Here is a 26,382-nt window from a genome sequence, read left to right on the forward strand (position 1 = left end):
TAGCTTCAAGCTCCTGAATTTTAAGCTGTTCAGGAGTAAGAGCTTTAGAGTTTGGTGTTGTGCCACCACGCTCATCTTGTAATTGTTTAACCCAGCGACGAAGAGCTGTTTCACCGACTTCTAGTGAGCGAGCAGCTTCAGGGAATGAGTATCCTTCATCAAGGACTAATTTTGCTGAATCAAGTTTAAACTCTTGAGAAAAAGAGCGACGTTGTTTTGTCATAGAACACCTCAGTTTGAGTGGTAATAATACCACCTAAATTGGTGTCCGGTTTCATTGAATCACAACACTTTTCTTATTTTAGTGCGAAAACATCCTCATTTTGTGAACTTATATTAATAACAAATAGTGTAAGTTATTACCAGTTATAAGTATTATGCTTATTTAAACATGTGAAAAAGGGAAAGTATTCTTTTATTATTACGAAGACAATTACAACCCACCTGAATGTCTGGTTATCGCTCAAAGCCGCCATTAGAGCATTTGAATTAACTCGTTTTGGGGTAGAAACGAGTTAAACCTGAAAGGCAACTTCACGCCCTGAGCCACTCGACAACATAAAATATTGATTATAACTGGCAAGGTATTTTACTGTGTCGGATGGCCCTTCGCTTATCCGACCTACACTAGCTGATGAAGTAATCAAGTTTGATAAAATATCATGAATCAAACCTGAGTGTTTAAGTTAAAACGTATTCAACTAACAGCTAAAAACTAATAGCTAGCTATTCTCAAACCTGGGGACTTTTCGCTTATCGGCTTTGCTCATAGTCAGTTCTGCTACTTCCTCTTGCTTTAACTTGTCGGGTTTGTCCTCTAATGACTGCTGATTGGCATTTTCATAAGAAAGCTCAGTAAGCAGCGCAAAGTGGTCTGAGCCATATTTTGCGAGGCGCTTAATACGTTTTACTTTAAACCCTTGGCTATGAAATAGGTGATCGAGCGGCCAGCGCATAAAAAAGTAACCAGCATGGAATGTGTTATAAAAACCGCGACCTTTACGGGGATCTAAAAAGCCACTTATTTGCATAAATAAACGTGTGCTGCGCGACCAAGCTACATCATTTAAATCGCCCGCTACAATGGTTGGGCGAGTTGGATTTTTTACCGCTTTGGCAACCATGATTAATTCGCTATCACGCGGACGCGATGAATCTTCTTCAGTTGGGCTAGGTGGTGCGGGGTGAATAAAGTGCCCTTGCATTTTTAGGCCTTCGTCGTTTTCAAATAAAATATGAATTGAAGGAATATCGTCTTCTATTAATTCACATATTTGGGCATCGAGTAATTTAAATTTGCTGTATAAATGCATACCGTAGCGGTTGTCTTTCGGGCATTCAATATAGTAAGGGTAATCTTTTTTTAGCACCGATAGCTTTTCTTCCCACCAGCTATCGCTTTCAAGGGTAATGAGTAAATCAGGTTTATGCTGATTTACCAAGGTTATTAGTTGCTCACTATTGTGGTTTGACATAAGCACATTAGCCGACATAATTCTTATACTGTGCTCGCTGTTTTTGCTCGCGCTTTGTACTTCTTTTTTTGCAAGCCAAGTATAAGGAAAGATCCACTTACCTTGTAAAACCATAATAATTACAGATGCGAGCGTAATATAAATATAATGCGTATCACTATTTAGCCATAACAAAAATAGTGAACTAACAAATATAAAACTAGCAATATAAAACACTTGTAAGCGAACAAAGTCGCAACTTCTAACCAAGTAGTGTTGGCTGTATGACATAGGTAATAACGTAACCAGTAAAAAAAAGCCTGCAGTTACAGCCAGCAATGTAAGCATTACTTAAATCCCTTTATATTAACGGTTCAAAATTGATAAGATTTCTCGTGTGTCGTGTACTAAGTGAATAATTTTACGGTCGATTTCAATACTTACAGTACCATTATTTTTCGAACGTTCAACAACTCTACCACGTTTGTATATATCAACTTCTAAAATGTCGCCGGTATGGTAACGCTTACTTTTACCCGGTGGGGTCCACCCTGCACGAAGTAGCTGCTTTTTCTCTTTTTTAGAAAGAGAGTTATTATCATGATGCTTGTGTTTTTTATGGCCAACCTTTTACCTTGGTTCTGGCCATGATTGTCTTTGTTTGGGTTAGCTTGTGCCCCAACAGATGACAGCGCAAGTGTGATGAGTGCGATATAAATAGCTGCTTTCATAAGTATCTCCAGTGCTAAAAGTCATCTAAGACTAACAAGCTAGGATGAACATCAAATGAAATAGCGCTTAAATTTACGGTGTTAACGGTGTTTGTACTGGGTTTTGCAATGACTGCGCATAATAGCGGGATCGCGTAACTTTAAGTGCTTAGTTTTACGCCCTGCGTGGCGCTTACGCCACACTTTAAAGCTTCCCTTAGAAATATGATCTCGAATAAAAACAACGAGCTGAGGGTACTTTAATCCGTATAACTGCTCAATGGCTTCGAAGGGTGTTCTGTCTTCCCATGCCATTTCTATGATGCGTGATTGCTGCTCTGCGTCAAACATAATGCCTTCCAAAAATGTTTATATACGCGTTAAAAAAACGCATAGATCATCAATTTCATGAGTCACTTTAAAATTAAAAAATAGGTTATATACTTAAAAGAAAATGGATTTGATAGTTATGCGCTTTATTTTATTAATCTTCGCTTTAACGGCGTCATCGTTAGCCTTTGCTGAGCCAGGTAAAACATTGCGCTGCGTTACAACTCACTACCCGCCTTATACTATTTTCGACGAGCAAAAAAACACATTTACAGGCTCAGACATTGATCTGATAAATTACTTAAAGCAAAGCTTAGGTTTAAACATTAAAGTAATACACTTACCTTGGGCACGTGTAAAAAAAGAAATGATTCTAAACTATTACGACTGTTATTTTTCCTTGGCAACAAATACACTACGCGAAAAACATTTAGAGTTTACTCAGCACCCTACACATGTCACCAAGTTTGGACTATTTGCTTTAAATAAAAACTCGCTAAATAATGAAGACTTTTCTCACACTAGAATAGCTATGCTACGAGGCGTTGCCTTACCTAATGAAATAGCTGATAAATACAAAATATTGCCTAAAAATATAATGCATACACTTTCAACGTCAGATTCTTTCAAGTTATTAGAAAAAAAGCGTGTTGATTTTATAATCACTAATTATCAAGCTGGGCTTTGGTTTGCAAAAAACAGTGTCGGCATTCACGCTCGTCAGTTCCATGAATCCAGCTTACCTGTTTATATTGCATTTAAACCAGGTGTCGTCGACATAAACATAATTAATGAACAAATTAAACGCTTTAATGACCGCTAATTGGTTAGCGTTAGTATGTGCTTTAACGCAACAAGTTTAAATACATACAAAAACCACATATCATCAACCTAAGCTATTTTCACAACGTTTTAGGTATGTATGAAATATTATTGTTTGCCGCTCATTTTGCCGTTTAGCCAAGCTGTTGTTGCTGATCAGAAAAGTACAGACTCAATTGAAGTTATTACCACCACAGCATCGAGGGTCGAAGCGCTTTCTACACCCCTTCCATTGTCTATTTCTACCCTAACCGAGGCGCAACTTAAGAGCATTGCACCTACTCACATTGAAGAAGCCCTGCAACGCGTTGCTGGTGCTAATGTGCAACGCGGCAATGGCCAAGAGTATTTACCTGCGCTTCGCTCGCCAGTTTTGTCTGGGGCTGGCGCATGTGGTGGTGTGCTAACTTTAGAAGATGGAATAGCGCTTCGCGCTGCGGGTTTTTGTAATATTAACGAGCTATTTGAATCGCATAGTGAAATGGCCAAACGTATTGAGGTGTTAAAAGGGCCGGGTTCAGCTTTATACGGCTCAAATGCTGTGCATGGTGTTATTAATGTAATAACACCCGACACAACTCAAGGCGGCGGTTTATTGGGCGTAGATTATGGCTCATATGGCTATGCACGCGTTAAATTACGTGCAGGGCAAGACTATGGGAACAGCGGAATTGGCATAAACGCTAGCATTACTGACGATACCGGATATCGTGATGATGAAAGTGTTAAGCAGCAAAAAGTAAACATTCGTCATCGTTTAGAGCGTGATAACTTATTGCTTACATCGGGTATAACTTATACACATTTAGATCAGCAAACAGCTGGTTTTATTACTGGATTTGAAAGCTATAAAAATGAAGATATAGCACAACAAAACTTCGACCCCGATGCCTTTAGAAAGGCAACATCTTTTCGAGCGTGGAGCAATGCAACATGGCAATTAGCCAATAACGATGTACTTTCTACCACTGTGTATATGCGCGATCAAAGTATGGACTTTTTTAAACATTTTTTGCCAGGCACACCGCTTGAAAAAAACAGTCAAACAGGTATTGGGGTTCAATCGCTTTATAAGCACAGTATAAATAACAATGTAACTCTGAACTTAGGCTTAGATGGCGAGTACACCCAAGCCGACTTTTTACAAAGTCAAAATGAGGCAACGCAAGGATCGGCATTTTTAGTCGCTACCGTGCCACAAGGTAAGCATTATGATTACGATGTTAATGCGACCCTCTATGCACCATTTGCATCACTAGATTGGCAATTAAATAAATGGCTGATAACCGCAGGGGTGCGTTACGAACACATGCAGTACGACTACACAAATAATATGCTTGCGGGCAGAACAAAAGAAGACGGCAGCGAGTGTGGGTTTGGAGGCTGTAGGTACAGCCGCCCTGCCAGCACTATAAATAGCTTTAGTAATGCCTCACCTAAACTTGGAATAAGTTACCAGTACAACAGTAATAACACGTTTTACGCTAACTTTTCTCGCGGTTACCGAGCGCCACAAGCTGCTGAGTTATATCAATTACAACGCGAGCAAACCACCGCTAATTTAAACCCAGAAATAGCTAACAACGCTGAGTTTGGTATAAAAGGATTATACAGTAAATTTAATTACGGCTTATCTGTATATGCTATGAGTAAACACAATACTATTTATCGTGATAGCGACTTTTTCACTGTAAATGATGGCAGCTCTCGCCATAGAGGGGTTGAACTTGAGCTTGATTATCAATTAACAAATAATGTGTCGGTTAACTTTGCAGGCACACATGCCAAACACAGTTACACAAATGATCAGATAATTAATGGTTTAAACATAAATGGCAACGACATAGATACGGCGCCTCGCAACATCGCAAACCTCGATGTTACTTGGCAAGCGTTTAGTAATGCACGGTTTGCATTACAGTGGCATCATGTTGGAAACTATTACACAGACCCCGAAAACTTAAATAAATACGAAGGCCACTCTGTTTTAAGTTTTAGAGCCCAATGGCAAGTAACTAAAAATGTTGATGTTTTGGCTCGTATTATTAACCTAACCGACGAAACCTATGCTGAGCGAGCTGATTACACCAGTTTTACTGGCGATAGATACTTCCCGGGTAAACCACGCAATGCAATGTTATCGGCATCGTACACTTGGTAAATAAAGCTTATTTAAACAAAGCGACTTATATGCGCTATAAGTCGTTTTGTTTTTTATTACAAGCATGCGTTTAATCAAGCATTTACAGGACTAATTTTGTGGGGTGCTATCAAATGCATCAACATGATGTAAATCATCAAGCCATGGCAGTGCTGACTTCGTCCAAATTTGTATTGAAGGTGTAAATAAATCGCGCTGATCAATCGCCCCTATGCGCAGCCCATATTTGCGATCGATAGGTGACTCATTTGTTGCATAAAGTGATGTGCCGCAATTGGCACAAAAACCTTGCGCTCGCTTATTGCCACTTTGCGCTGTTTTTACATACTCTTTAGGTTACCCTTTTGTAAAATTAACCGAATTAGGCTCTGCAATCACAACGGCTCTAAATGGGCCACTCGACATGCGTTGGCAATCACTACAGTGGCACACTACTACATTATTATTTTGTGACGTGGCCTCGTAAGTTATATCGCCACAAAAACAGCTTCCTGTGATTTTCATATAGTAATCCTCTAACATAGGCCTATAGAGCCTTCACACATCTTTACGTACTGCGCTTAAAATACATTGAGTTAGCTTATGACTTTTACTAACTCAATTGTTAGGAGCCTGCTTTTTACTTTCTAAGTAATCGACCGCTAACTGGCTCAATGCTTTAGTGCCTACTTTAAATGATGACTCATCAGCATAAAAATAAGGTGAGTGATTACTTGGTACCGTTTTTAAATCTTGGCTATTTGGCGTACCACCTAAAAATACAAATACACTGGGGATTTCTAATGCATAAAACGAAAAGTCTTCTGCACCGGTAATTTTATCCATTTCCACTACGTTATTTTTACCCGCCGCTTTTGCAAGGGTTGGTAGCATCTGCGCAGTAAGGGCTGGGTTATTAACCGTTACCGGGTAGCCTTCGTGAATATGTACATCGGCTGTTGCTCCCGACGACTTAGCAATATGTGTGGCCGTTGTTTTTATTTTTTCAAAAATCTGTGCTCTATTATTCATGTCAAAATTGCGAATAGTACCTACCATTTCAACTTTTTCAGGGATTATATTGTTACGCACCCCACCTGCTATTTTGCCAAACGAGACTATTGCTGGCTCTTTGGTTATGTTTACTTGGCGGCTCACAATATGATTAACGCCCGTTACTATTTGCGCAGCTGCTGCAATAGGATCTACACCCGTCCAAGGAGCTGAACCATGCGCTTGTCGGCCATTAACCGTTATTTCAAACCTGTCAGAACTTGCCATAGCTGGGCCGCTTCTATATCCAATTTTTCCCGTATGTAGGCTCGATGTTATGTGAAGACCAAATGCCACGTCGGGTTTATATTTAGTAAATATCCCCTCTTTTAGCATTAACTCTGCACCACCTTCTTCACCTATGGGTGCGCCTTCTTCTGCAGGCTGAAACACAAACATAATATTACCGTGAAGCTCGCTTTTCATATCGGCCAATACTTGTGCTGCCCCCATCAACATGGCGACATGCGTGTCATGCCCGCAGGCATGCATAACCCCCACATCTACACCGCGGTAGTTTGTTGTTTTTGTTGATTTAAAGGGTACATCTGTTTTTTCGGTTACAGGCAGTGCATCCATATCAGCACGTAGCATTACCGTAGGCCCCGGTTTTGCGCCTTTTAAAATACCCACTACGCCGGTGTAAGCAATGTTGGTTTGTACTTGCATACCCAACGACTTCAAATGTTTAGCCACAATACCTGCGGTACGCGTTTCGCGGTTACCCAACTCTGGGTTTTGGTGAAAGTCGCGTCGCCATTCTATTACTTGCTGCTCTACATTTTTAACGTGCTGATCAAGGTTTGCCTTTGCGTTAAATGCACCAAGCGCAGCAAGACCCAATGCCACTGAAAGTAGTGATTTTTTCATCCTATTTTCCTTTATTATTTTAATGAAACCCAACAACCGATTTAGTGTTATAGAAGAGTGCTGTTGAGTTATAGCCTACACCATTTTAAATACACTATCCTTAAACCGCACAGACGACATAGATTTACTCTGCGATACTAAAATTGAATTTAAATGTTAAATGTAATTAAAACAAAAAAACCAATCGCGCATACAATTGGTTTTAATAATCAAACTCAGGCTTTTTGTATTAACTAGCTTGAGGGTCGTAAGCATTTGCATTTTTTATACTGTTAAAGTCGTTAAACCGTACATTGTGCTGGCGCATTACGTCGAGGATTTTTTTGCTTAGCATTTGGCGCAGATAAAAAGGTTGGTTTGGTACAAAATGATGAATAGTGTGCGTTTTACCAAAATTGAAGCAAAAAAGGTGAAACGGCATAAACAAACGGCTTGTAATTACGTGTGTTTGCTCAAGCATATTATTTACGCCGCCATAATAGTGCATGCTTGAGGTAACAAAATTAAGCGAGCTTGAGCGCACTATATTTGGCACAATTAACACAATCATCATAAATTCAAACACATTTATAACCTCTAACGCTAGAGCTGGGGTGCTTGCTTCAATCGGTACAAAAAAGTCAACTGTATGGAATATAATTACACTATACAAAATAATAAAGTATGTAGTTGTTACTGGAAAGCCCGCATTAAACACACTTAAAAAACTAAATCCTTTAATTTCTTTACTAAAACGTTTGGTATTAATAACTAAACCGATCAAACCGTCCACAATAACAAGCGCACGCATAAATGGATTTTTAATGCCATTGCCCACTAAGCGCTCTTCGAGATCTTGCTCCGTACCCGATGTTTTATGATGATGTAAATGCATTTTGCGGCGATACCATGGGCTGATTGTGTTTGGCCTCATTAACCAAACCGTTAACATCATAAAATTATGGATTAAGCGCTGGTTACTAAAATACTGTTTATGAATGAGATCATGCTCAAGTTCGTGAGAAATCGAAGCCGCCATAGCTGCCAAAATAATACAAGCCCATGCAGGTATAATGGCAAGGTAATACAAAACCCCAACACCAATTAAAGCACTCAACGAGAGCAATAATATAACAAGCCCAATGGTATTTTGATGAGCAAGCAAAGGGTATTTTTGGCGAAGTACTGCCTCTTCGGCTTTTATAGCTTTAACAATTGCTTGAATATTTTGTTTGGCACTTAGCTGAGTCATATGAACGTTCTTAAAACCGTGTTGTAAACATGATACTTAGTTATATTGTACGCTAAAACATTTAAGTTGGATTTCATTGTATTTAAGCAAAAAATCAATTTTTAAATGTTAAGCCTAATTTCCTATCTAAAAGGGTTAAATACTTAATTTATAAAATGGTAAACACTATAAAAGAGCGTTAATTAAACGTAACAAATGTGGATTTACCTGCATTTACCCTATAACCTATATTATAAATAACATAGTTGTACGGGAAAGCCTTTAAATTATGAACACTTTTCAATCTATTTATAAAGAAGGCAAATGGCACACGTCGCTACCTAAAGAATCTGATGCTGCATTAGTATTTGCTTTTGGTGACAAACATGCCATGGCAACATCACACATGTTGTCACAATTAAAATCATCTTTTCCTGAGGCTGAAATTGTAGGGTGTTCTACCAGCGGAGAAATTCAAGGTAGTGAAATACACGACGAAAGTATAGCGCTGACCGCCGTCCACTTTGAGAAAAGTCATGTTGTTGCCAAGTCAGATAACATTAGTAACTATGCTGACTCAAGCTCTTTGGGCGCCGCACTTGTAAATCAATTAGATCATAATGGCTTACGTTATGTGTTTGTTGTTTCTGATGGGCAGCTTATAAACGGCAGCGAGCTCATTGAGAGTATTACTGGCGCATTACCTAAAAACGTACTTGTAACTGGTGGCTTAGCGGGTGATCAGGCTCGCTTTAAAGAAACCATAGTATGGCACAATGATAACGTAACTAAAGGCTTGGTAGTTCTTGTTGGGTTTTATGGCGAAAAGTTAAATATTAGCCATGGCACCATGGGCGGGTGGAAACCATTTGGCCCTATACGCGAAATTACCAAATCAACTAAAAATACCCTTTATGAAATAGACCACAGTCCTTCACTGGAATTGTACAAAACGATGCTAGGTGAATACGCTGACGGGCTGCCAAGCTCTGCTTTATTATTCCCGCTATCTATGCAAGAAGTTGGTGAAGAACAATCCGTAGTCAGAACCATTTTAAGTATTGATGAAGATAAAAAAAGCATGACCTTTGCAGGTAATCTTCCTGAAGGGGCTAAATGCCAACTAATGCGCGCAAACTACGAAAATCTAATTGATGGAGCACAACAAGCGGGTGAAGCCGCCATACACATGATGGGCAGTAACCAGCCAACTCTTGCGCTTTTAGTGAGCTGTGTTGGTCGACGAATGATACTTGACCAATTAATTGAAGAAGAACTTGAAACAATCGCAGACTTACTTCCCGAGAACTGCACTAGAACCGGGTTTTACTCTTACGGGGAGTTATCGCCTCATGTTCCTTTTGGCCCGTGTCATTTACATAATCAAACCATGACACTCACCTTGCTAACTGAAGACTAAGAGGTTTACAAGTTGCATAAACTGCTAGCACGCCAGTTAAAACGTAGTAAGGTTGATGAAAGCTTTGTTCAAGAGTATACCGATATTATATCGCGGGTATCTGATGCTTATGAACTGAATGAGCGCGAAATTAATATTTTAGAGCGGTCATTATTTATTACGTCTAACGAATTAAACGAACGCAATGATTTACTTAAAAACCAGCTTAATGAGCTTTCAGATACACAGCAACAATTAGAACATTCAATTAGTGTGCTTAATGCAACATTTGACGCTATAGGCGAACAAGTTACTGTGCTAGACCTAAAAGGTAACGTTGTGAGCGCCAATATAATGGCCAGAGAGTTCTTCGAGCGCTTTAATTTAGACGCATATAATTATTTTAGCCAAATAGATAAAGTAATAAAAAAAGGCAACAAAAGCGCCGACATTATCGCGCAATTAAAAGCAGACTCAAAACAGGCATTGAGTGGCGAGTTTGAATCTATCGACGACAAACATTATAGTTACCGCTCACTCCCTCAGCTTAAAAATGGCCAACTTATTGGTCGTGTATTTTGTATTCGTGATATCAGCGTTGAAAAAGAACATGAAGAAATCATTCATTTTCAAGCCTACCATGACGCCCTAACTGGATTAGCAAACCGTCAATTATTTATGGACCGCCTTGAGCATTCATTAACGCTCGCAAGACGTGATGACTCGATGACCGCAGTGCTCTTTTTAGACTTAGACAACTTTAAGCGAGTTAACGACACTGAGGGCCACAAAGGCGGGGACGAACTACTAATTAAAATGGTAGAGCGTATTAACCACCGTTTAAGAGAGCAAGACACACTTGCCCGAATAGGTGGAGATGAGTTTGTAATACTTGTTGAGCTTGTTAAGTCAAAAAATAATATTGAAAACCTTTGTGACGCATTGTTAGAAACAATAAGTAAAGAGTTTATTATAAATGGGCGACCTCAATATGTATCATCAAGCATTGGAATTGCACTGTACCCACAAGATGGTATTACGCCCGACTCCTTACTGAGTAACGCCGATATGGCGATGTATGATGCCAAAAATAATGGCAAAAATGCATACCGTTTTTATCACAGAAAACTAGAAGCGCATGCCCGTGAACAAATGGATATTGAGCGCGAACTTCGTAAAGCGATAAATAATCAAGAATTAGAAATATATCTACAGCCTAAAATAGGTTTAGACTGCAATCAGATTTTGGGAGCAGAAGTTTTGATGCGCTGGTTTACGGCTAGCGGAGAGTCTGTACCGCCCGATTTATTTATTCCTATTGCTGAATCAACCGGGTTAATAAAAAAAATAGGTGAATTTGCTATTAGCTCGGCTATATCGCTATTAGAACAATGGCAAAAAGAGAACATAACGCCTTTAAAACTTGCGGTTAACTTATCAATTATTGAGTTTCAAGATGAGCACTTTATTGATTACATTATTGAAAGCATCTCGAGTTCAACAATTAGTGGCAATCAATTAATTATTGAGTTGACTGAATCTATTTTTATGGAAAATAAAGAGAAGATGAGTAAAACCATGCATAAGCTAAAGCACTATGGTGTTGCGTTTGCGCTAGATGATTTTGGTAAAGGTTACTCCTCTTTTAGTTATTTACAGTTATTACCTATCGATTATTTAAAAATAGACAAATCGTTTTTACAAAATGTAATCACTGATGAACAAAGCGCTGCCATTGCCAAATGTATTATCGATATTGGTCATAATTTGGATTTAGCTATTATTGCAGAGGGAATAGAGGATCAAGAAACTCTCGATTACGTATCAAAGGCGCAGTGCGAGATGGCGCAAGGATTTTTTATGTACCGCCCTATGCCTTCTGATTCATTTACAAAACTAATACAAAAACAGCCCACGCAAAGCGATATGACCATTTAAAATTTAATGCATCATATTTTAAAATATCATCTTGAGTGCCGAGTCCGTAATCACAAATTTCAGACATAAAAAAACCTCTGCTAAATCTAGCAGAGGTTATAAAAAGTGGTACCAGCGGCCGGACTTTAACTTATAGCAGTGCACTTGAGTGCCACTCGAGTCCGTAATCACAAATTTCAGACATAAAAAAACCCCTGCTAAATCTAGCAGAGGTTATAAAAAGTGGTACCAGCGGCCGGACTCGAACCGGCACTCCTTTCGGAAGGGGATTTTGAATCCCCCATGTCTACCAATTTCATCACGCTGGCATCATTTTTCTTTAACCTTCTAAACACGAGAAGATAAAGAAAAACCACTTTAGAGCTTAGGATTATTTATGTTCCCTCGTCTCTATGCCAAGCATTATACAAACAATAGGGTTAGCAGCAAGCCTTTTATTACATAAGCATGATCAACCGCTTAACATTTAGGCAACTATTAACATTTAAAAATTAAAGCACCATGCAAGTAAAGTACTTTTAAAAATACGGATATTGTTTAAACCTAGAGTTAAATGATACCAACATACTATAGCGCTTAGTATTTTTGCGCTTTTTTGCTAAACTAGCCACACATTAACAGTGAGAGTATTTTTATGTCGGGTGAGTTTCCACGTGCTGGTTTTTGGCGCCGTTTTGCGTCGCTTATATACGACTCTTTAGTCGTCATTTCGTTATCTATGCTAACCGCTATTTTGTACTTTGCTGCAATCCAAGTGTTAATTTCAACGGGCCTTATTGAACAAACAGAAGGCCAAGACCCTGCTGCATTTATAGAAAATTCGCCTTTACTAGATGGCATTCGCAGTGCGTTATTTGTGGGCGTTAATGTTATCTTTTTTAGTTACTTTTGGACCAAAAGTGGGCAAACAATTGGTATGCGAGCATGGCGTTTAAGAGTGCAAACTAACGACGGTAATTTAATTAGCTGGTCGCAATCCGTTATTCGCTGTCTGAGCGCGTTACTTGGTTTAGGCAACTTAGTCGTGTTAGTTGATTTTAAAAATAAAAAAGCATTACAAGATTACTTATCTAAAACAGAGGTTGTTGCGCTTTCAAAAGAAGAGAATAAACGCATATACCGCGAGCTCGATTAGCCTGTAAATACATAATGATATAATCATTTAAAAACAAAAAGGGTGACTAATAGTCATCCTTTTTGTTTTTAAATATAAGCGCTTATACCCGTTTATTCATCAAGTAAGTCGCAAAGCCTATAAAAATAACACTAGGCAGCACGGCGCCGATTATGGCAGGTATTTGGTAAACCATCACCACGGGACCAAATATCTCGTTTGTTAAATGAAATACAATGCCTGTAACCACTCCCATGATTATACGTGCGCCCATAGTTACTGTACGTAATGGGCCAAATATAAACGACAGCGCAACCAGTAACATAACCGCAACCGACACAGGTTGCATAAACTTACGCCAAAGAGCGAGATCGTAAGTACTGGTATCTTGCTCGTTTTGCTCTAAATAACTTAAGTACGACCATAACCCTGTAAACGATAGCGACTCGGGCTTTACAGATACAACCCCTAACTTTTCGGCGGTTAGTTGCGATGGGTAAAACTCTTCTGAATGTAGCTCAGTAGTAATTAACTCATCCGTAATAATGACTTTGTTTACATCACGTAAAAGCCACCCATCTTTTCGGCTAATTGCTTCTTTAGCTTTAGTAATTTGAGTCAGTTCAAGCGAATTATCAAAATAGTACATGTGCAAACCGTTAAGCTTACCGCTTTCGTCCACATCTTCTATATTTATAAAGTTATTTCCATCTTTCGCCCAAACCCCTTTTTGCGCGCTAAACACATCACCGCCATGTATCGCTTGGTTTCGCATTTCTTTTGCACGTAACTGTGCCTCTGGCGCGCCCCACTCGCCAAGCGCCATCATACAAATGGCCATAAACATGGCGGTTTTCATCACCGAACCAATAATTTGCAACCGCGACATACCCGCAGCTTGCATAACCACTAATTCACTATTTGAAGCAAGCGCACCAAGCCCTGTTAAGCCACCAATCAATGCAGCCATAGGAAAAAACACCACTAAATCACCAGGAATACTGTACAACGTATACAGCATGGCTGTAATCAAATCGTAACTACCACGCCCTACCGATTTTAACTGTTCAATAAATTTAATTAAGGTGCTGATCCCAACTAAAACCAACAAAGCAAAGCCTGTCGTTTGTAAAATGCTGCGGCCTAAATACCAATCGAGTGTTTTCATCATGAGCTTAGCTCCCGCTTAGTAACAACAGCTTTAAGCAAAGCACCAATTGGTCGACCTTTAATAATTAATAAGCCACCAATAAATAACGCGCTCAAGTGAATCCACCAAAGCCCAATTGACGGCGGTATTTTGCCATCTTCTATCGCAAATTTAGCGGCGTTTAATAAAATAAAATACCCAAGATACAAACTGATAGCAGGTACTAATTTAGCAAATTTACCCTGACGAGGATTAACCACACTTAGCGGCACTGCTAGCAAAGTAAGCAGCGGAATAGAAAGAGGGATAGCGATACGCCACTGCCATTGTGCAATAGACTCAGGGGTGTTAATGGCGAGTAACTGATTAGTTGGCACGGCTTCTAATTTACGGCGTTGATGTTCTATTTCTTGTTCGCGAATTTGCACACTATAGCCATCAAACTCGGTCAGGTTTAATGCAGCCGTTGTGCCGTCGGTTTCGTATCGTTTTCCATCGGTTAACACTAACTGTTGCTCGCCGTTTTGCGCTTCAATTACCACGCCTTGCTCTGCGTATACTAGTCGAGCTAATTCATCGTTATCACTATTTGGCAGCTGTGCAACAAACACTTTGTTTAGCTCTTTTCCACCATTCTCAATGTTATGGATAAACACCACGGCTTTTTCGTTACCTGTTTCTTGGAAACGACCGGCCCTTAGTGCTGATAGCCCCGCGTCAGCTTTAGCTTGCTCTTTTAATTGATATTCTTGTTCACTGGCCCATGGCGCTAGGTACATAGTTAATGCGCCAGCCAAAAGCGCCAAACCTGCGCTTGATATTAAAGTTACACGCACTACATACCATTCGCTCACACCACATGCTTTTAATACCGTCATTTCGCTATCGGCATAAATACGGCTATAGGCTAAAATAATGCCTAGAAATATACTCAATGGAAGAATCAGCGAGGCAAGCTGTGGTAACTTTAACGCAATCATCGACAGCACTAACTGGGCAGGAATGCTCCCCTCTGATGCGTCACCTAAAATAACCACCAGCTTTTGTGATAAAAAAATGGTCATTAAAGTTAAAAATACGGCGACCTGCGATTTTAAAACCTCAGCGGTCAAATAACGAAAAATAAGCAATGCTCGCCCCTGTTAAACTTAGTATTTCACCACAATAGTGAGTGTCGAATAGTTAAATAGCTATTTTGAACAGTTTATACCGACAAATAGGGTATTATTATAAGCCATCAAAATTAATTATCCTACCTAAGTGCAAGATATAATGTTGCATTAGTAGCCCTTAAGCATATAAAGTTCAATTACACAGTAAGAGTCGGTAAAAATCAGCTAAAATGAGTATTATCTCTACATAAGCTGAGCAGCTAATACTAGAAAATATTATTTTTGGTCTTATTTAATAGCTTAAATGACTCACAACCAGGAGCAACAATGGAATTTAGCGTAAAAAGTGGTAGCCCAGAAAAGCAACGCAGCGCATGTATAGTCGTTGGCGTTTACGAGCCACGCAGGTTATCCCCCATTGGTGAACAACTCGACAAAATCAGTGATGGTTATATTTCAAATCTACTTCGCCGTGGTGACCTAGAAGGGAAACCTGGACAAGTTTTATTATTGCATCATGTCCCTAACGTATTAAGCGAGCGTATTTTACTTGTAGGCTGTGGTAAAGAGCGCGAGCTTGATGACAAGCAATATAAACAAATTATCTCTAAAACAATAAATACCTTAAACGATACAGGCTCTATGGAAGCAGTATGCTTTTTAACAGAGCAGCACGTCAAAGGCCGAGATACTTACTGGAAAGTACGTCAGGCAGTTGAAACAACGCAAGATTGCCTATACACGTTTAATCAGCTCAAAAGTAAAAAAGTAGACCCGCGTCGTCCACTTCGTAAAATTGTATTTAACGTACCCACACGCCGCGAACTCACTATTGGCGAAAGCGCTATTGAGCATGGCTTAGCAATTGCAGCTGGCAGTAAACTATGTAAAGACGTAGCAAACATGCCACCCAATATTTGTAACCCCGCTTACTTAGGTGAACAAGCTCAAGAGCTGGCTACCAATTTTGATAACATCACCGTTGACATTATTGGCGAAGAAAAAATGGCTGAGCTTGGTATGAACTCATACTTAGCGGTTGGCCGTGGTAGTGATAACGAATCTGTCATGTCGGTTATTAACTACAAAGGTGCAAACGATGATCAAGCGCCAATAGTACTTGTTGGCAAAGGTTTAACGTTTGACTCAGGCGGTATCTCATTAAAACCTGGCGAAGGCATGGATGAAATGAAATACGACATGGGGGGGGCCGCGGGTGTTATTGGCGCAATGCGTGCACTTGCGCAAATGCAGCTACCTATAAACGTAATAGGTATTTTAGCCGGTTGTGAAAACATGCCAAGCTCAAATGCTTATCGCCCTGGTGATATTTTAACAACGATGTCGGGGCAAACGGTTGAAGTACTTAATACCGATGCTGAAGGCCGTTTAGTATTATGCGATGCGTTAACCTACGTTGAGCGTTTTGACCCAGATACAGTAATTGACGTAGCAACACTAACAGGTGCATGTATTGTTGCATTAGGTGCTCATGCAACGGGTTTGCTTGCAAACCATAACCCCCTTGCCCACGACTTATTAAAAGCGTCTGAGCAAAGTGGCGACCGTGCATGGCAACTACCGCTATGGGACGACTATCAAGATCAACTAGAAAGCCCATTTGCTGATTTTACCAACTTAGGTGGCCGTGCGGCTGGCACAATTACTGCGGCGTGTTTTTTATCTAAGTTTACCAAAAAATATAATTGGGCACATTTAGATGTAGCAGGTACTGCATGGCGAAGTGGTGCAAATAAAGGCGCTACTGGCCGCCCTGTTCCTATGCTAACTCAGTATTTATTAAACAGAGCGGGTGTAAGCGAAGCAGCGCAAGATTAATTACCTATTTAGCTAAAAATAAGGCGCCACACGGCGCCTTATTTATTTGTGTATTAATTGAAGCAAACCCCGTTATATGGCAAAATCTGCCTCTTAATTTATGTGTATTAACCTAGTACGCATTCAATGTCATGGGAAAGCCCGATACAATGAACATGAACGCTAAATTTTTCGTTCTAAAGCAACAGGATGAGTCTAAAGCTCAGGCTGGTGATCATTTTGCTTTGGCTGCACAAGTTGCAGCCGATCAGTATCGAAATGGGCAACGTGTTTTTATTTGTGTAAACGACAACGAAACCGCCTGCGCCATTGATGAAATAATTTGGGCATTCGACCCAGACAGTTTTGTACCACACAATTTACAAGGTGAAGGCCCCAAAGGCGGAGCCCCTGTAGAAATTGGTATTACGCCACCTGTTGGCAACCGTAAAGTTTTAATAAACTTGGCCACCCAATTACCGGATTATATTCGTCGATTTAACCAAGTTTTTGATTTTGTCCCCGTAGAACCTGCTGCTAAACAAGCAGCCCGCGAGCGCTTTAAAAAGCTACGCCAACTCGGTGCCAATCTCACCACGCAAGATATTAATAGCTAGCCACTCAGGCAAACCAACCAACTAATTTAAGTACTTATTTAAGGTTCTGTGTAATGGATAAAACCTACAATCCGCAAGATATTGAACAGTCTCTATATCAAGACTGGGAACAAAAAGGCTACTTTAAGCCATCTGGCCAAGGCGTACCGTATTCAATTATGATCCCGCCGCCAAATGTTACTGGTAGCTTACACATGGGCCACGCCTTCCAAGATACAATAATGGATACCCTAACGCGTTTTAAACGTATGCAAGGTAACAACACATTATGGCAAGTAGGTACTGACCACGCAGGTATTGCAACGCAAATGTTGGTTGAGCGTAAACTGCATGCTGAAGAAGGTAAAACACGCCACGATTTAGGCCGCGAAGATTTTATAAATAAAATCTGGGAATGGAAAAACGAATCTGGCGGCACAATTACTAAGCAGCTTCGTCGCCTTGGCGCATCAGTTGATTGGGACCGTGAACGTTTTACTATGGACGATGGCCTATCTGAAGCCGTTAAAGAAGTGTTTGTACGCCTTCATAAAGAAAACCTAATTTACCGCGGTAAACGCCTCGTAAACTGGGATCCAAAATTACACACCGCTATTTCAGACCTTGAAGTTGAAAACAAAGACAAACAAGGCCACATGTGGAACTTACGTTACCCATTAGCCGATGGCGTTAAAACACAAGACGGTAAAGACTACATTGTAGTGGCTACTACGCGTCCAGAAACCATGCTAGGTGACTCAGGTGTTGCAGTAAACCCAGATGATGAGCGCTACACAGATTTAATTGGTAAAGACATTTTACTACCTATCGTTAATCGTCGTATTAAAATTGTTGCCGATGAACATGCCGATAAAGACAAAGGCACGGGTTGTGTAAAAATAACCCCAGCGCACGACTTTAACGATAATGAAGTAGGTAAGCGTCATCAAATGCCGATGATCAACATTTTTGATAAAGACGCCGCTATTTTAACGCAAGGTGAAACATACACCTTTGACGGTAAAGAGCTTGAACTTGATGCGCCAATTCCTGAGCGCTTTCATGGCCTTGACCGTTTTGCTGCACGTAAAGCAATTGTGGCTGAATTTGAAGAACTTGGCCTACTTGAAAAAATTGAAGACCATGGCCTAACCGTTCCTTACGGCGACCGCTCTGGTGTAGTAATTGAGCCACTACTAACCGACCAATGGTATGTACGTGTTGCGCCACTTGCTGAACCTGCAAAAGACGCAGTTAAAAACGGCGACATCCAATTTGTACCTAAGCAATACGAAAACATGTACTTTTCGTGGATGAACGACGTACAAGATTGGTGTATTTCACGCCAGCTTTGGTGGGGTCACCGTATTCCAGCTTGGTACGATAGCGAAGGCAACGTATTTGTTGGTCGCGATGAAACAGAAGTACGCCGCGACAACAACATTGCAGATGATGTTGCGCTAAGCCAAGACGAAGATGTACTTGATACGTGGTTCTCATCTGCACTGTGGACGTTCTCAACCCAAGGTTGGCCAGAAAATACAGATGATTTAAAAACCTTCCACCCGTCTGACGTGTTGGTAACGGGCTTTGATATTATCTTTTTCTGGGTTGCGCGCATGATCATGATGACGCTGCACTTTATAAAAGATGAAAACGGCAAGCCACAAGTGCCATTTAAAACTGTGTATGTAACGGGCTTAATACGCGATGACAATGGCGATAAAATGTCTAAGTCAAAAGGTAACGTGCTTGACCCACTAGACATGATTGACGGCATTGAGCTTGAAGACTTAGTACAAAAGCGTACTGGCAATATGATGCAGCCAAAACTTGCTGCAAAAATAGAAAAAGATACCCGCAAAGTATTTGCAAATGGTATTGAAGCACACGGTACTGACGCACTGCGCTTTACCTTAGCGGCAATGGCATCTACTGGTCGTGATATTAACTGGGATATGAACCGCCTTGAAGGCTACCGTAACTTCTGTAACAAATTATGGAACGCAAGCCGTTACGTATTAATGAACACAGAAGAGCAAGACTGTGGTTTTGCAAATGATGCTGAAAAAGAGTACTCACTTGCTGATCGTTGGATTTTAGGCCAATATGAAGCAACCGTTAAAACCTACACAGAGCACCTTGATAACTACCGCTTTGACTTAGCCGCTAACACGCTTTACGAATTCACGTGGAATCAATTTTGTGATTGGTACTTAGAGCTAACCAAGCCAGTATTGTTTAAAGGTAATGATGCGCAGCAACGTGGTACACGCCATACGCTAATTACCGTGCTTGAAAGTTTACTGCGCTTAATGCACCCAATGATGCCATACATCACAGAAACGATTTGGCAACGTGTAGCACCACTTGCAGGCCTTGAAACTACAGGCACTAGCATTATGGTACAAGGCTTCCCTGTTTATAATGAAGCAAGCGTTGATGCACAAGCAATGGACGATTTAGAGTGGGTTAAGCAATTCATTTTAGCGATTCGTAATATTCGTGGTGAAATGGATATTAGCCCAAGTAAACCGCTTAGCGTGTTACTTGCCAACGCATCAAGCGATGATATACGCCGCATTGAGCAGAACAAATCATTCTTAGCATCATTGGCTAAACTTGAAGAGTTTACGATGCTTGAAAACAAAGACGACGCGCCAGCATGTGCAACCTCTTATGTTGGCAACCTTGAAATTATGATCCCCATGGCGGGCTTAATTGATGTAGAAGCTGAGCTTGCACGTATTAATAAGCAACTTGAAAAAGCTGAAAAAGGCTTAGCACAAGTGCAAAACAAACTAGCGAACGAAAAGTTTGTAAACAATGCACCTGAAGCGGTACTTGCTAAAGAAAACGCTAAATTAGCTGAATTCACCGATGCTAAAACTAAGCTACTTGAGCAAAAAACTAAAATAGAAAGCTTATAAACTTTCATAAAATGCCTATTAACATCATTTAATGGGCATTAAAAAAGCCGCTCACTTTAATAAGTGAGCGGCTTTTTTGTGCCCTGTGATTAACCAAAAGGCACTTCTACATTAAAACGTGTAGTTGTACTGCGCGCCAATAAGCGTAGCATGACCTTTAGACTCAAAAGACCACTGCGAGCCTAAGTTGTCTTTTTCAGTGTAGTTTTGTGTTTTACCACGAATAATACTTACGCCTAGATCAACGTTTGAGTTTTTATCAATCGTATAGTTACCACCAAACGAGAACCAAAAACGGTCTGTATCAGGAATAGAGATTGATAAATGCTGTTGTGATACAGGTGACTCGTCAAACGCAATACCTGCACGCAACAATAGGTTTTCGTTGTACTGGTAGTCAGTACCTACTGAGTAACGAAGCGCGTCAGAGAAGTCTTCTGTTTTTTCAAATGCGCTAAACTTATCACCCGTAGGCGCAGTTACTTGCGCTTCTAATGAATCAAAGCTGCTCCAACCAGTCCACAATACACTGTAGTGTAGGCCTAGCTTTTCATCTAACTGGTGCGAACCAGAAAACTCAGCAATAGCAGGTAGCATGATTTCAACCGAACCAGGAAGTTCAAGTTGTCCGTCTAATCCACCAGGAATAAATGCAGAAGGTAGCTCGTTTGAGTATTCACCTTCAAACGTGATATCAGTTTCTGTGCGGTAGTTAAAACCAAAACGGCTGTTTTCGTCTAATTGGTACATTACACCAACATTTAAGCCGTAACCAATATCGTCACCTTCAAGGTTTACTGCATCTGTTGAGGCTGGGATTGGTAACGCAGATGCACCAAACTTACGAATAATTTTAGCTTCTGCATAGATTGCATTTAAGCCAATACCAAAGCTGAACTGCTCGCTTACTTTGTAGGCAACGCTTGCATTCATATTAACGGTAACAATTTCTGTTTCACCGGCAATTTGACCTGCCACGTAATCGTCATCAAATTTTGTCGCTAGACCAAAGTTAGCAAATGCACCAAAACCAACTGATACTCTGTCGTTTACTGGCATAGTGAAATACGTTGCTGGAATAACAGCGCTAGGAGCAATGCTGTCGTCATCTAATGCGTTCGCGTCAATGCCATTGTTTGTGCCGGTGCCTTCAAGGCTCACATCTGGAACAACGGCAATAGCAGCAACACTTAGTTGCTTATCTTTAAATAAAGTCATTAAAGCAGGATTACGTGCAACAACAGACGCGTCGTCTGCAATAGATGCTTCACCTGCATAGGCACGGCCTAAACCTGATGCGTTTTGCTCAGCTAGTTGAAACGCAGCTGCAAAAGAGTCAGCTGAAACAAATGCAAGCGAGGCTGCGATAAGCGTTTTAGAAAATTTCATTGTTGTGTCCTTAACCAAACTCACTGTTTGGGTAGCTATGTGTGTTGTTACTTATGTTCAAAACCCGGCTACACTACATTAATTTTTATAAAAAAACTTCATGATCACACCAAAAACACCTAAAAAACACGTTTTTTAACTACATTTTAACAACTATTTAAAACTCATCGGACAAGAAATATGTTATTAGAGCAATTACTCTAAATGTAATTAATTATCATTTGGATTGACATAAAATACACTGCATTTTAAACTCTTTTTAAAATAACCAAAGGTTTAAAACTGTGCTGATTGTTCTAATTATGGTGGGTCTTCTTTTTTGCGGAGCCAGTGTATTTTTCTTTTATAAGGCAAATTACTGCGCATGCACACAGGCCGGGCAATGCGATAATCCTGTTAATCGTTACTGGTTGGGGGCTATGTTAAGTGCTGCTGTATCGCTCATATTTTGCTGCTTAGCCCTTCATGTAGAGCTTGGCACTTTGCTGTGGTTAGTACTAATGGGAAGTTGTTTTTTAGGCGCATTTATATCGGCTCAGGCAAACCAAAAACGCCAATGCACTAAAACTAAACGAGCAGATGATCTTTTAGTAAACGAGATAAATTAATTTGATAATCCATCGGCTTTACACTCGCTAAAATTTTAAGCTCTTGGTTGTCAATACTCAAATCTATATCTTTAGGCGTTACGTGATGATTATGCTTTGCATTGTAAAATAATTTAACTTTTGGTTTTATTGGGTTTTGGGTGTTTCCCTCTAACACGATAGCCAAACGCTCGTTAGTTAATTTCACAATACTTCCCACAGGGTGGACTCCTAAACACTTTATAAAGCGCTGCACTAATTCAGCATCAAATAGCGTGTTATTAGCCAACAAATGGCGTAATGCATTAATAGGTTCATCGCCTTCTTTGTATAGCTTATCAGCTGTCATCGCATCATATACATCAACAATAGCCATGATACGCGCAGCACGACTCAGCTTTTTTTCGTCAACACCTCTGGGGTAACCAGAGCCATCTAATCGTTCATGATGATTTACTATCATGTCCAACATGACTGGCGTTACTCCTTCCTCCTCTTTTGCTAATATCAGCCCTTGCGATACATGCTTTTTTACCGCACTCATTTCAAAATCAGTTAATTTAGAAGGCTTTGAAAGTATACCTTGCGGTATTTTAGCTTGGCCTAAATCATGGAGTAATGCACCCATTGCCAACTGCTGAACAACCCCTTGCTTGTACCCTAAGTATTTAGCAAACACCGCGGTAAAAATGGCGCAGTTAATCATGTGTCGCCAGTTATAATTATGCTTGTCTTTTACGCGAGTAAGTATGGTCATAGCGTTAGTATTACGAAAAACAGAGCTAACTATCTCATTAGCTATTTCATCAAGTACTTTTACATTGACGGCCATGCCTGCAGTTATATCACCATATAACGATTTTAATTTTTTGCTGTGGCGCTCGTAACCTTCGCTTGCTGAAGCAAACTCTTGCTCAAGGGTTATACTTGCAGGAGTATTTACAGGTTTTGATTTAACCTTGGCAGACTTTGTATTTGTTTGGTCATTTAGCTTTGTAGGCGCTGAGTTTTTATTTTTTGCAGGCAACTGAGAAGTTGGCTTGTACTTAGCAGGAATGGCTGCATCGCCTTTAGTAAAATCAATTAATAGCTCAAGCACACCTTCTGTTGCTAAACGTTTTATTATTGATTTTTCACGAACCAAACCACTGGTTTTTATTTTTATTCCATTAACACCTTCATGCTGCTTAGTTACGCTATCGACATACATGCCGGGAACAAGTTCAGTGATAGGTAAAGTAATAAGCATAGAGGTTTTTAAAATAGGTAAATAAACACCATAGATAGCATTTTACACCTCTAAAAGTCTAACATTTGTTTCATTTACGTTAATAAATGACTATAAAGGATTGCTTATAACCCACTTAAAAAACACATTTAAATAAATACATAATACAATAAGATAAGTGGTTTTGATCAAGCCGCTCGAAGTTAAATGTGTTTATAACTTAGAAGAGTTTCTCAATTGGCTGCGGTTTATGCACTGCATAACCCTGTGCATAATCTACACCCATTTCTAATAGGATTTGCTTAATTTGTGAAGTTTCGACAAACTCAGCAATGGTTTTCATACCCATAACGTGGCCAATTTCGTTTATTGATTTTACCATTGCATGATCAATCGGATCGACCGCTATATCTTTAACAAAAATCCCATCTATTTTAAGGTAGTCAACCTTGAGGTTTTTCAGGTACCCAAATGATGATAATCCACTACCAAAATCATCTAGTGCAAAGCGGCACCCTAGCACTTTTAATTGGGTAATAAACTTACTAGCAAGTTCAAGGTTCGAAATTGCGGCTGTTTCGGTTATTTCAAAACAAATTTTTACACTGTGCTCCCCCAATAGCTTGAGTTGCTCTGTAACGAATTTTAAAAAATCCTCATTAGTAAGTGACTGCCCAGAAAGGTTAATAGACAAGAAATTAACCCCTTTGAGAAATTCGGCGTTATTTAGAATCATTCTAAACGCGTTTTTTATCATCCAACTATCTACTTTTACAATCAATTGGTAACGCTCTGCAGGAGGTAAAAAAGCGCCGGGTGGAATTATACCTCCTTGCTTATCGACCATGCGCAATAGCAATTCATAATGTTTATTTTTATCGCAAGCGAGTGGCTCAATTAATTGTGCGTATATTTTAAAGCGGTTTTCATCTATTGCATCCTGAACCCTGTTTACCCACTGCATTTCGCCTTGGCGCACTGCTAGCTCTTCATCATCATCGTAATGAACATGAACTCTATTTCGTCCCTTCTCCTTTGCTATATAACAAGCAACATCGGCTAACTTTAGCACCTCTGTAAAATCCACATATTTATCGGTAACTTGAATCAACCCCATACTTACACCAATACGAAAGCTGCGTTCCTCCCAAACAAATCGATAATCCTCTATTTCCTTTTGAATTAAGCTAGTTACACGATGGGCGTTATCAAATGAGCAATTTTCCATTAACACGGCAAACTCATCCCCTCCCAAGCGAGCTACCACATCTGTTTTTCTTACTACTTTTTGCAATAAAGAACCGAGCTGACGCAGTAACTCATCGCCAGCTAAATGACCACAGGTGTCGTTAACCACTTTAAATTGATCAAGGTCCATGTAACATAAAGCATGATCAACTCGAGTTTCAGCCGGCACTGATAATAAAAGCTCAACGCGACGCTTAAACTCTCTTCTATTTGCTAAACCAGTGAGTGAATCATGAGATGATTGGTAACTGAGTTTCTCTTCTGATTTTTTTCTTGCTGTTATATCTACATGAGTGCCCACTAAACGAGTAATTTCACCTTCCTCACTTTCAACAACAAAAGCACGAGACAAAATATTTACATAGCTACCGTTTTTATGGCGCATTCTAAACTCAGCTTCATAGTGCTTAGTTTTAGATTCCATAAATGAATGCATTTTAGCAACTGCTGGAGCAAGATCGTCAGGGTGAACAAGCATTTCCCATGTAGCAAAACTATTTGCAAGCTCGTCTTCTTTATACCCCAACATCGATTTCCATCGCGGTGAGTAATACATTTTTTCGTTAGCTATATCCCAATCCCAAAGCCCATCATTAGCGCCCTTCATGGCTAAACTTAACCGCTCTGTGTTTGCTGAGGCTTTTTGTTTTTCACGTATGAGCTCTTTTTTTTGCTGCTCTAAAGAAAGGGTTAATTCAGTAATGACATTGGATAGATCTCGTATTTGGTCATTTTGATGCTCAAGTTCAGTAATATCATAAAAAATATTTAAAATAATACTGGCTCCCTCATTTTTTAAGGGGACAGCACTGCCAAGTACAGTACGTTCAAACCCGTTTTTGCACTGTATAGTAAGCTGCATTGGCTCAAAACGGGTATTCATTTTTTCTGAATCGATTCGTTTTGTTTGCCACGAGCGGAGCACACACTCACGATAATGATTGTTGGGAAGTACTTTGACCCACCATGCATCTAATGTGGAGGTTTCGCTTGCCCCATAACCATACAAATTAACGAACGTATCATTGGCATGAATTATTGTGCTTTTAACGTCACTCAATACAAATGGAACCGGGGAGGAGTTAAATATAGTTAAAAATAAATCATTACAACACGCATTTTTTTCTAACTCAGATATTTTGGCATATGCCTTTTCTAGGTCAAATTTAAGCTGCTCAATACTATCCATTTATTGTATTTCCCAAAAATACGAATGTATTAATACACCTTTGCCTGTTGATGTATTTGAATAGCAAAAACACAACGCACCAATGGCATAAATAG

Annotated in this window: 19 protein-coding genes, 1 tRNA gene and 2 pseudogenes; 9 read left to right on the top strand and 13 right to left on the bottom strand. The window is 39.9% G+C overall.

Going from position 1 to position 26,382, the window contains the following annotated elements; all coding sequences use genetic code 11:
• The 4 genes and pseudogenes from ATS76_RS07645 to ATS76_RS07660 all read right to left on the bottom strand — a co-directional run.
• Positions 1–223: IS3 family transposase (locus tag ATS76_RS07645; RefSeq protein WP_058551672.1), on the bottom strand; the 223-nt coding region annotated here is incomplete at its 3' end.
• A gap of 499 nt (positions 224–722) precedes the next feature.
• Entirely contained in the window at positions 723–1,802 is a 1,080-nt protein-coding gene (locus ATS76_RS07650; protein WP_058551673.1) for an endonuclease/exonuclease/phosphatase family protein, read from the bottom strand.
• 18 nt (positions 1,803–1,820) lie between these two features.
• Positions 1,821–2,185: pseudogene (locus ATS76_RS07655) on the bottom strand (hypothetical protein).
• A gap of 81 nt (positions 2,186–2,266) precedes the next feature.
• Entirely contained in the window at positions 2,267–2,515 is a 249-nt protein-coding gene (locus ATS76_RS07660) for a TIGR03643 family protein (RefSeq protein WP_058551674.1), read from the bottom strand.
• A 118-nt stretch (positions 2,516–2,633) separates the two neighbouring features.
• Between ATS76_RS07660 and ATS76_RS07665 the strand changes: the two genes are divergently transcribed.
• Together ATS76_RS07665 and ATS76_RS07670 are read left to right on the top strand one after the other, a co-directional pair.
• Positions 2,634–3,317, top strand: a complete 684-nt coding sequence (locus tag ATS76_RS07665) for a substrate-binding periplasmic protein (RefSeq protein WP_058551695.1) — start codon at positions 2,634–2,636, stop codon at positions 3,315–3,317.
• 99 nt (positions 3,318–3,416) lie between these two features.
• Complete coding sequence (locus ATS76_RS07670) at positions 3,417–5,477, top strand: TonB-dependent receptor (protein WP_058551675.1); 2,061 nt, start codon at positions 3,417–3,419, stop codon at positions 5,475–5,477.
• A gap of 90 nt (positions 5,478–5,567) precedes the next feature.
• Here the strand turns inward: ATS76_RS07670 and ATS76_RS18990 are convergent.
• The 3 genes and pseudogenes from ATS76_RS18990 to ATS76_RS07685 all read right to left on the bottom strand — a co-directional run bounded on the left by ATS76_RS18990 (position 5,568) and on the right by ATS76_RS07685 (position 8,610).
• Positions 5,568–5,981, bottom strand: a pseudogene (locus ATS76_RS18990) (GFA family protein).
• Positions 5,982–6,074: 93 nt separating this feature from the next.
• On the bottom strand, positions 6,075–7,379 hold the full coding sequence (locus tag ATS76_RS07680; protein WP_058551677.1) for a M20 family metallopeptidase: 1,305 nt from the start codon (positions 7,377–7,379) through the stop codon (positions 6,075–6,077).
• A gap of 229 nt (positions 7,380–7,608) precedes the next feature.
• The gene (locus ATS76_RS07685) at positions 7,609–8,610 is read right to left on the bottom strand and encodes a fatty acid desaturase (RefSeq protein WP_058551678.1); all 1,002 of its coding nucleotides are present in this window, start codon (positions 8,608–8,610) and stop codon (positions 7,609–7,611) included.
• Between the two features lie 268 nt (positions 8,611–8,878).
• On the opposite strand from ATS76_RS07685, the gene ATS76_RS07690 reads away from it, so the two are divergent.
• Positions 8,879–10,009, top strand: a complete 1,131-nt coding sequence (locus tag ATS76_RS07690; RefSeq protein WP_058551679.1) for an FIST signal transduction protein — start codon at positions 8,879–8,881, stop codon at positions 10,007–10,009.
• A 12-nt stretch (positions 10,010–10,021) separates the two neighbouring features.
• Positions 10,022–11,926, top strand: a complete 1,905-nt coding sequence (locus tag ATS76_RS07695) for an EAL domain-containing protein (RefSeq protein WP_058551680.1) — start codon at positions 10,022–10,024, stop codon at positions 11,924–11,926.
• Positions 11,927–12,149: 223 nt separating this feature from the next.
• Here ATS76_RS07695 and ATS76_RS07700 read toward each other — a convergent pair.
• Positions 12,150–12,234: transfer RNA gene (locus ATS76_RS07700), tRNA-Leu, on the bottom strand.
• A 326-nt stretch (positions 12,235–12,560) separates the two neighbouring features.
• On the opposite strand from ATS76_RS07700, the gene ATS76_RS07705 reads away from it, so the two are divergent.
• Positions 12,561–13,061, top strand: coding sequence for an RDD family protein (locus ATS76_RS07705; protein WP_058551681.1), 501 nt, complete (start codon positions 12,561–12,563; stop codon positions 13,059–13,061).
• 82 nt (positions 13,062–13,143) lie between these two features.
• Here the strand turns inward: ATS76_RS07705 and lptG are convergent, their stop codons facing one another.
• Both lptG and lptF read right to left on the bottom strand, forming a co-directional pair.
• Positions 13,144–14,211, bottom strand: a complete 1,068-nt coding sequence (gene lptG, locus ATS76_RS07710) for an LPS export ABC transporter permease LptG (RefSeq protein ID WP_058405108.1) — start codon at positions 14,209–14,211, stop codon at positions 13,144–13,146.
• Entirely contained in the window at positions 14,208–15,320 is a 1,113-nt protein-coding gene (gene lptF / locus ATS76_RS07715; protein WP_058405109.1) for an LPS export ABC transporter permease LptF, read from the bottom strand. The genes lptG and lptF overlap by 4 nt, the downstream gene beginning before the upstream one ends.
• 309 nt (positions 15,321–15,629) lie before the next feature.
• Here lptF and pepA point away from each other — a divergent pair, with 309 nt between their 5' ends.
• The 3 genes from pepA (at position 15,630) to ATS76_RS07730 (ending at position 20,646) form a co-directional block, all read left to right on the top strand.
• Complete coding sequence (gene pepA, locus ATS76_RS07720; RefSeq protein WP_058551682.1) at positions 15,630–17,141, top strand: leucyl aminopeptidase; 1,512 nt, start codon at positions 15,630–15,632, stop codon at positions 17,139–17,141.
• A gap of 149 nt (positions 17,142–17,290) precedes the next feature.
• Positions 17,291–17,737 (top strand): DNA polymerase III subunit chi, encoded by a 447-nt coding sequence (locus tag ATS76_RS07725; RefSeq protein WP_058551683.1) that lies wholly within the window; start codon positions 17,291–17,293, stop codon positions 17,735–17,737.
• A gap of 53 nt (positions 17,738–17,790) precedes the next feature.
• Positions 17,791–20,646: a valine--tRNA ligase gene (locus tag ATS76_RS07730; RefSeq protein WP_058551684.1), complete on the top strand. Its 2,856-nt coding sequence runs from the start codon at positions 17,791–17,793 to the stop codon at positions 20,644–20,646.
• 111 nt (positions 20,647–20,757) lie between these two features.
• Here ATS76_RS07730 and ATS76_RS07735 read toward each other — a convergent pair whose 3' ends face one another.
• Positions 20,758–22,035 carry an outer membrane protein transport protein gene (locus ATS76_RS07735; protein WP_058551685.1) on the bottom strand — a complete coding sequence of 426 codons (1,278 nt, stop codon included), beginning with the start codon at positions 22,033–22,035 and terminating at the stop codon, positions 20,758–20,760.
• 284 nt (positions 22,036–22,319) lie between these two features.
• Here ATS76_RS07735 and ATS76_RS07740 point away from each other — a divergent pair, with 284 nt between their 5' ends.
• Positions 22,320–22,643 carry a hypothetical protein gene (locus tag ATS76_RS07740; protein ID WP_082653626.1) on the top strand — a complete coding sequence of 108 codons (324 nt, stop codon included), beginning with the start codon at positions 22,320–22,322 and terminating at the stop codon, positions 22,641–22,643.
• On the opposite strand, the gene ATS76_RS07745 is transcribed toward ATS76_RS07740, so the two are convergent.
• Both ATS76_RS07745 and ATS76_RS07750 read right to left on the bottom strand, forming a co-directional pair.
• The gene (locus tag ATS76_RS07745) at positions 22,603–23,871 is read right to left on the bottom strand and encodes an HD-GYP domain-containing protein (RefSeq protein WP_058551686.1); all 1,269 of its coding nucleotides are present in this window, start codon (positions 23,869–23,871) and stop codon (positions 22,603–22,605) included. The two genes, ATS76_RS07740 and ATS76_RS07745, sit on opposite strands and share 41 nt — an antisense overlap.
• 199 nt (positions 23,872–24,070) lie before the next feature.
• Positions 24,071–26,287: an EAL domain-containing protein gene (locus tag ATS76_RS07750; protein WP_058551687.1), complete on the bottom strand. Its 2,217-nt coding sequence runs from the start codon at positions 26,285–26,287 to the stop codon at positions 24,071–24,073.
• Positions 26,288–26,382 lie beyond the last annotated feature (95 nt).

The organism is Pseudoalteromonas sp. 10-33 (assembly GCF_001469195.1).
GTDB lineage: Bacteria > Pseudomonadota > Gammaproteobacteria > Enterobacterales > Alteromonadaceae > Pseudoalteromonas.

Coding starts and splice junctions, on each gene's coding strand:
- ATS76_RS07650 (WP_058551673.1), bottom strand. CDS start 1,802: ATGCTTACATTGCTGGCTGTAACTGCAGGCTTTTTTTTACTGGTTACG.
- ATS76_RS07660 (WP_058551674.1), bottom strand. CDS start 2,515: ATGTTTGACGCAGAGCAGCAATCACGCATCATAGAAATGGCATGGGAA.
- ATS76_RS07665 (WP_058551695.1), top strand. CDS start 2,634: ATGCGCTTTATTTTATTAATCTTCGCTTTAACGGCGTCATCGTTAGCC.
- ATS76_RS07670 (WP_058551675.1), top strand. CDS start 3,417: ATGAAATATTATTGTTTGCCGCTCATTTTGCCGTTTAGCCAAGCTGTT.
- ATS76_RS07680 (WP_058551677.1), bottom strand. CDS start 7,379: ATGAAAAAATCACTACTTTCAGTGGCATTGGGTCTTGCTGCGCTTGGT.
- ATS76_RS07685 (WP_058551678.1), bottom strand. CDS start 8,610: ATGACTCAGCTAAGTGCCAAACAAAATATTCAAGCAATTGTTAAAGCT.
- ATS76_RS07690 (WP_058551679.1), top strand. CDS start 8,879: ATGAACACTTTTCAATCTATTTATAAAGAAGGCAAATGGCACACGTCG.
- ATS76_RS07705 (WP_058551681.1), top strand. CDS start 12,561: ATGTCGGGTGAGTTTCCACGTGCTGGTTTTTGGCGCCGTTTTGCGTCG.
- lptG (WP_058405108.1), bottom strand. CDS start 14,211: ATGATGAAAACACTCGATTGGTATTTAGGCCGCAGCATTTTACAAACG.
- pepA (WP_058551682.1), top strand. CDS start 15,630: ATGGAATTTAGCGTAAAAAGTGGTAGCCCAGAAAAGCAACGCAGCGCA.
- ATS76_RS07725 (WP_058551683.1), top strand. CDS start 17,291: ATGAACATGAACGCTAAATTTTTCGTTCTAAAGCAACAGGATGAGTCT.
- ATS76_RS07730 (WP_058551684.1), top strand. CDS start 17,791: ATGGATAAAACCTACAATCCGCAAGATATTGAACAGTCTCTATATCAA.
- ATS76_RS07735 (WP_058551685.1), bottom strand. CDS start 22,035: ATGAAATTTTCTAAAACGCTTATCGCAGCCTCGCTTGCATTTGTTTCA.
- ATS76_RS07745 (WP_058551686.1), bottom strand. CDS start 23,871: ATGCTTATTACTTTACCTATCACTGAACTTGTTCCCGGCATGTATGTC.
- ATS76_RS07750 (WP_058551687.1), bottom strand. CDS start 26,287: ATGGATAGTATTGAGCAGCTTAAATTTGACCTAGAAAAGGCATATGCC.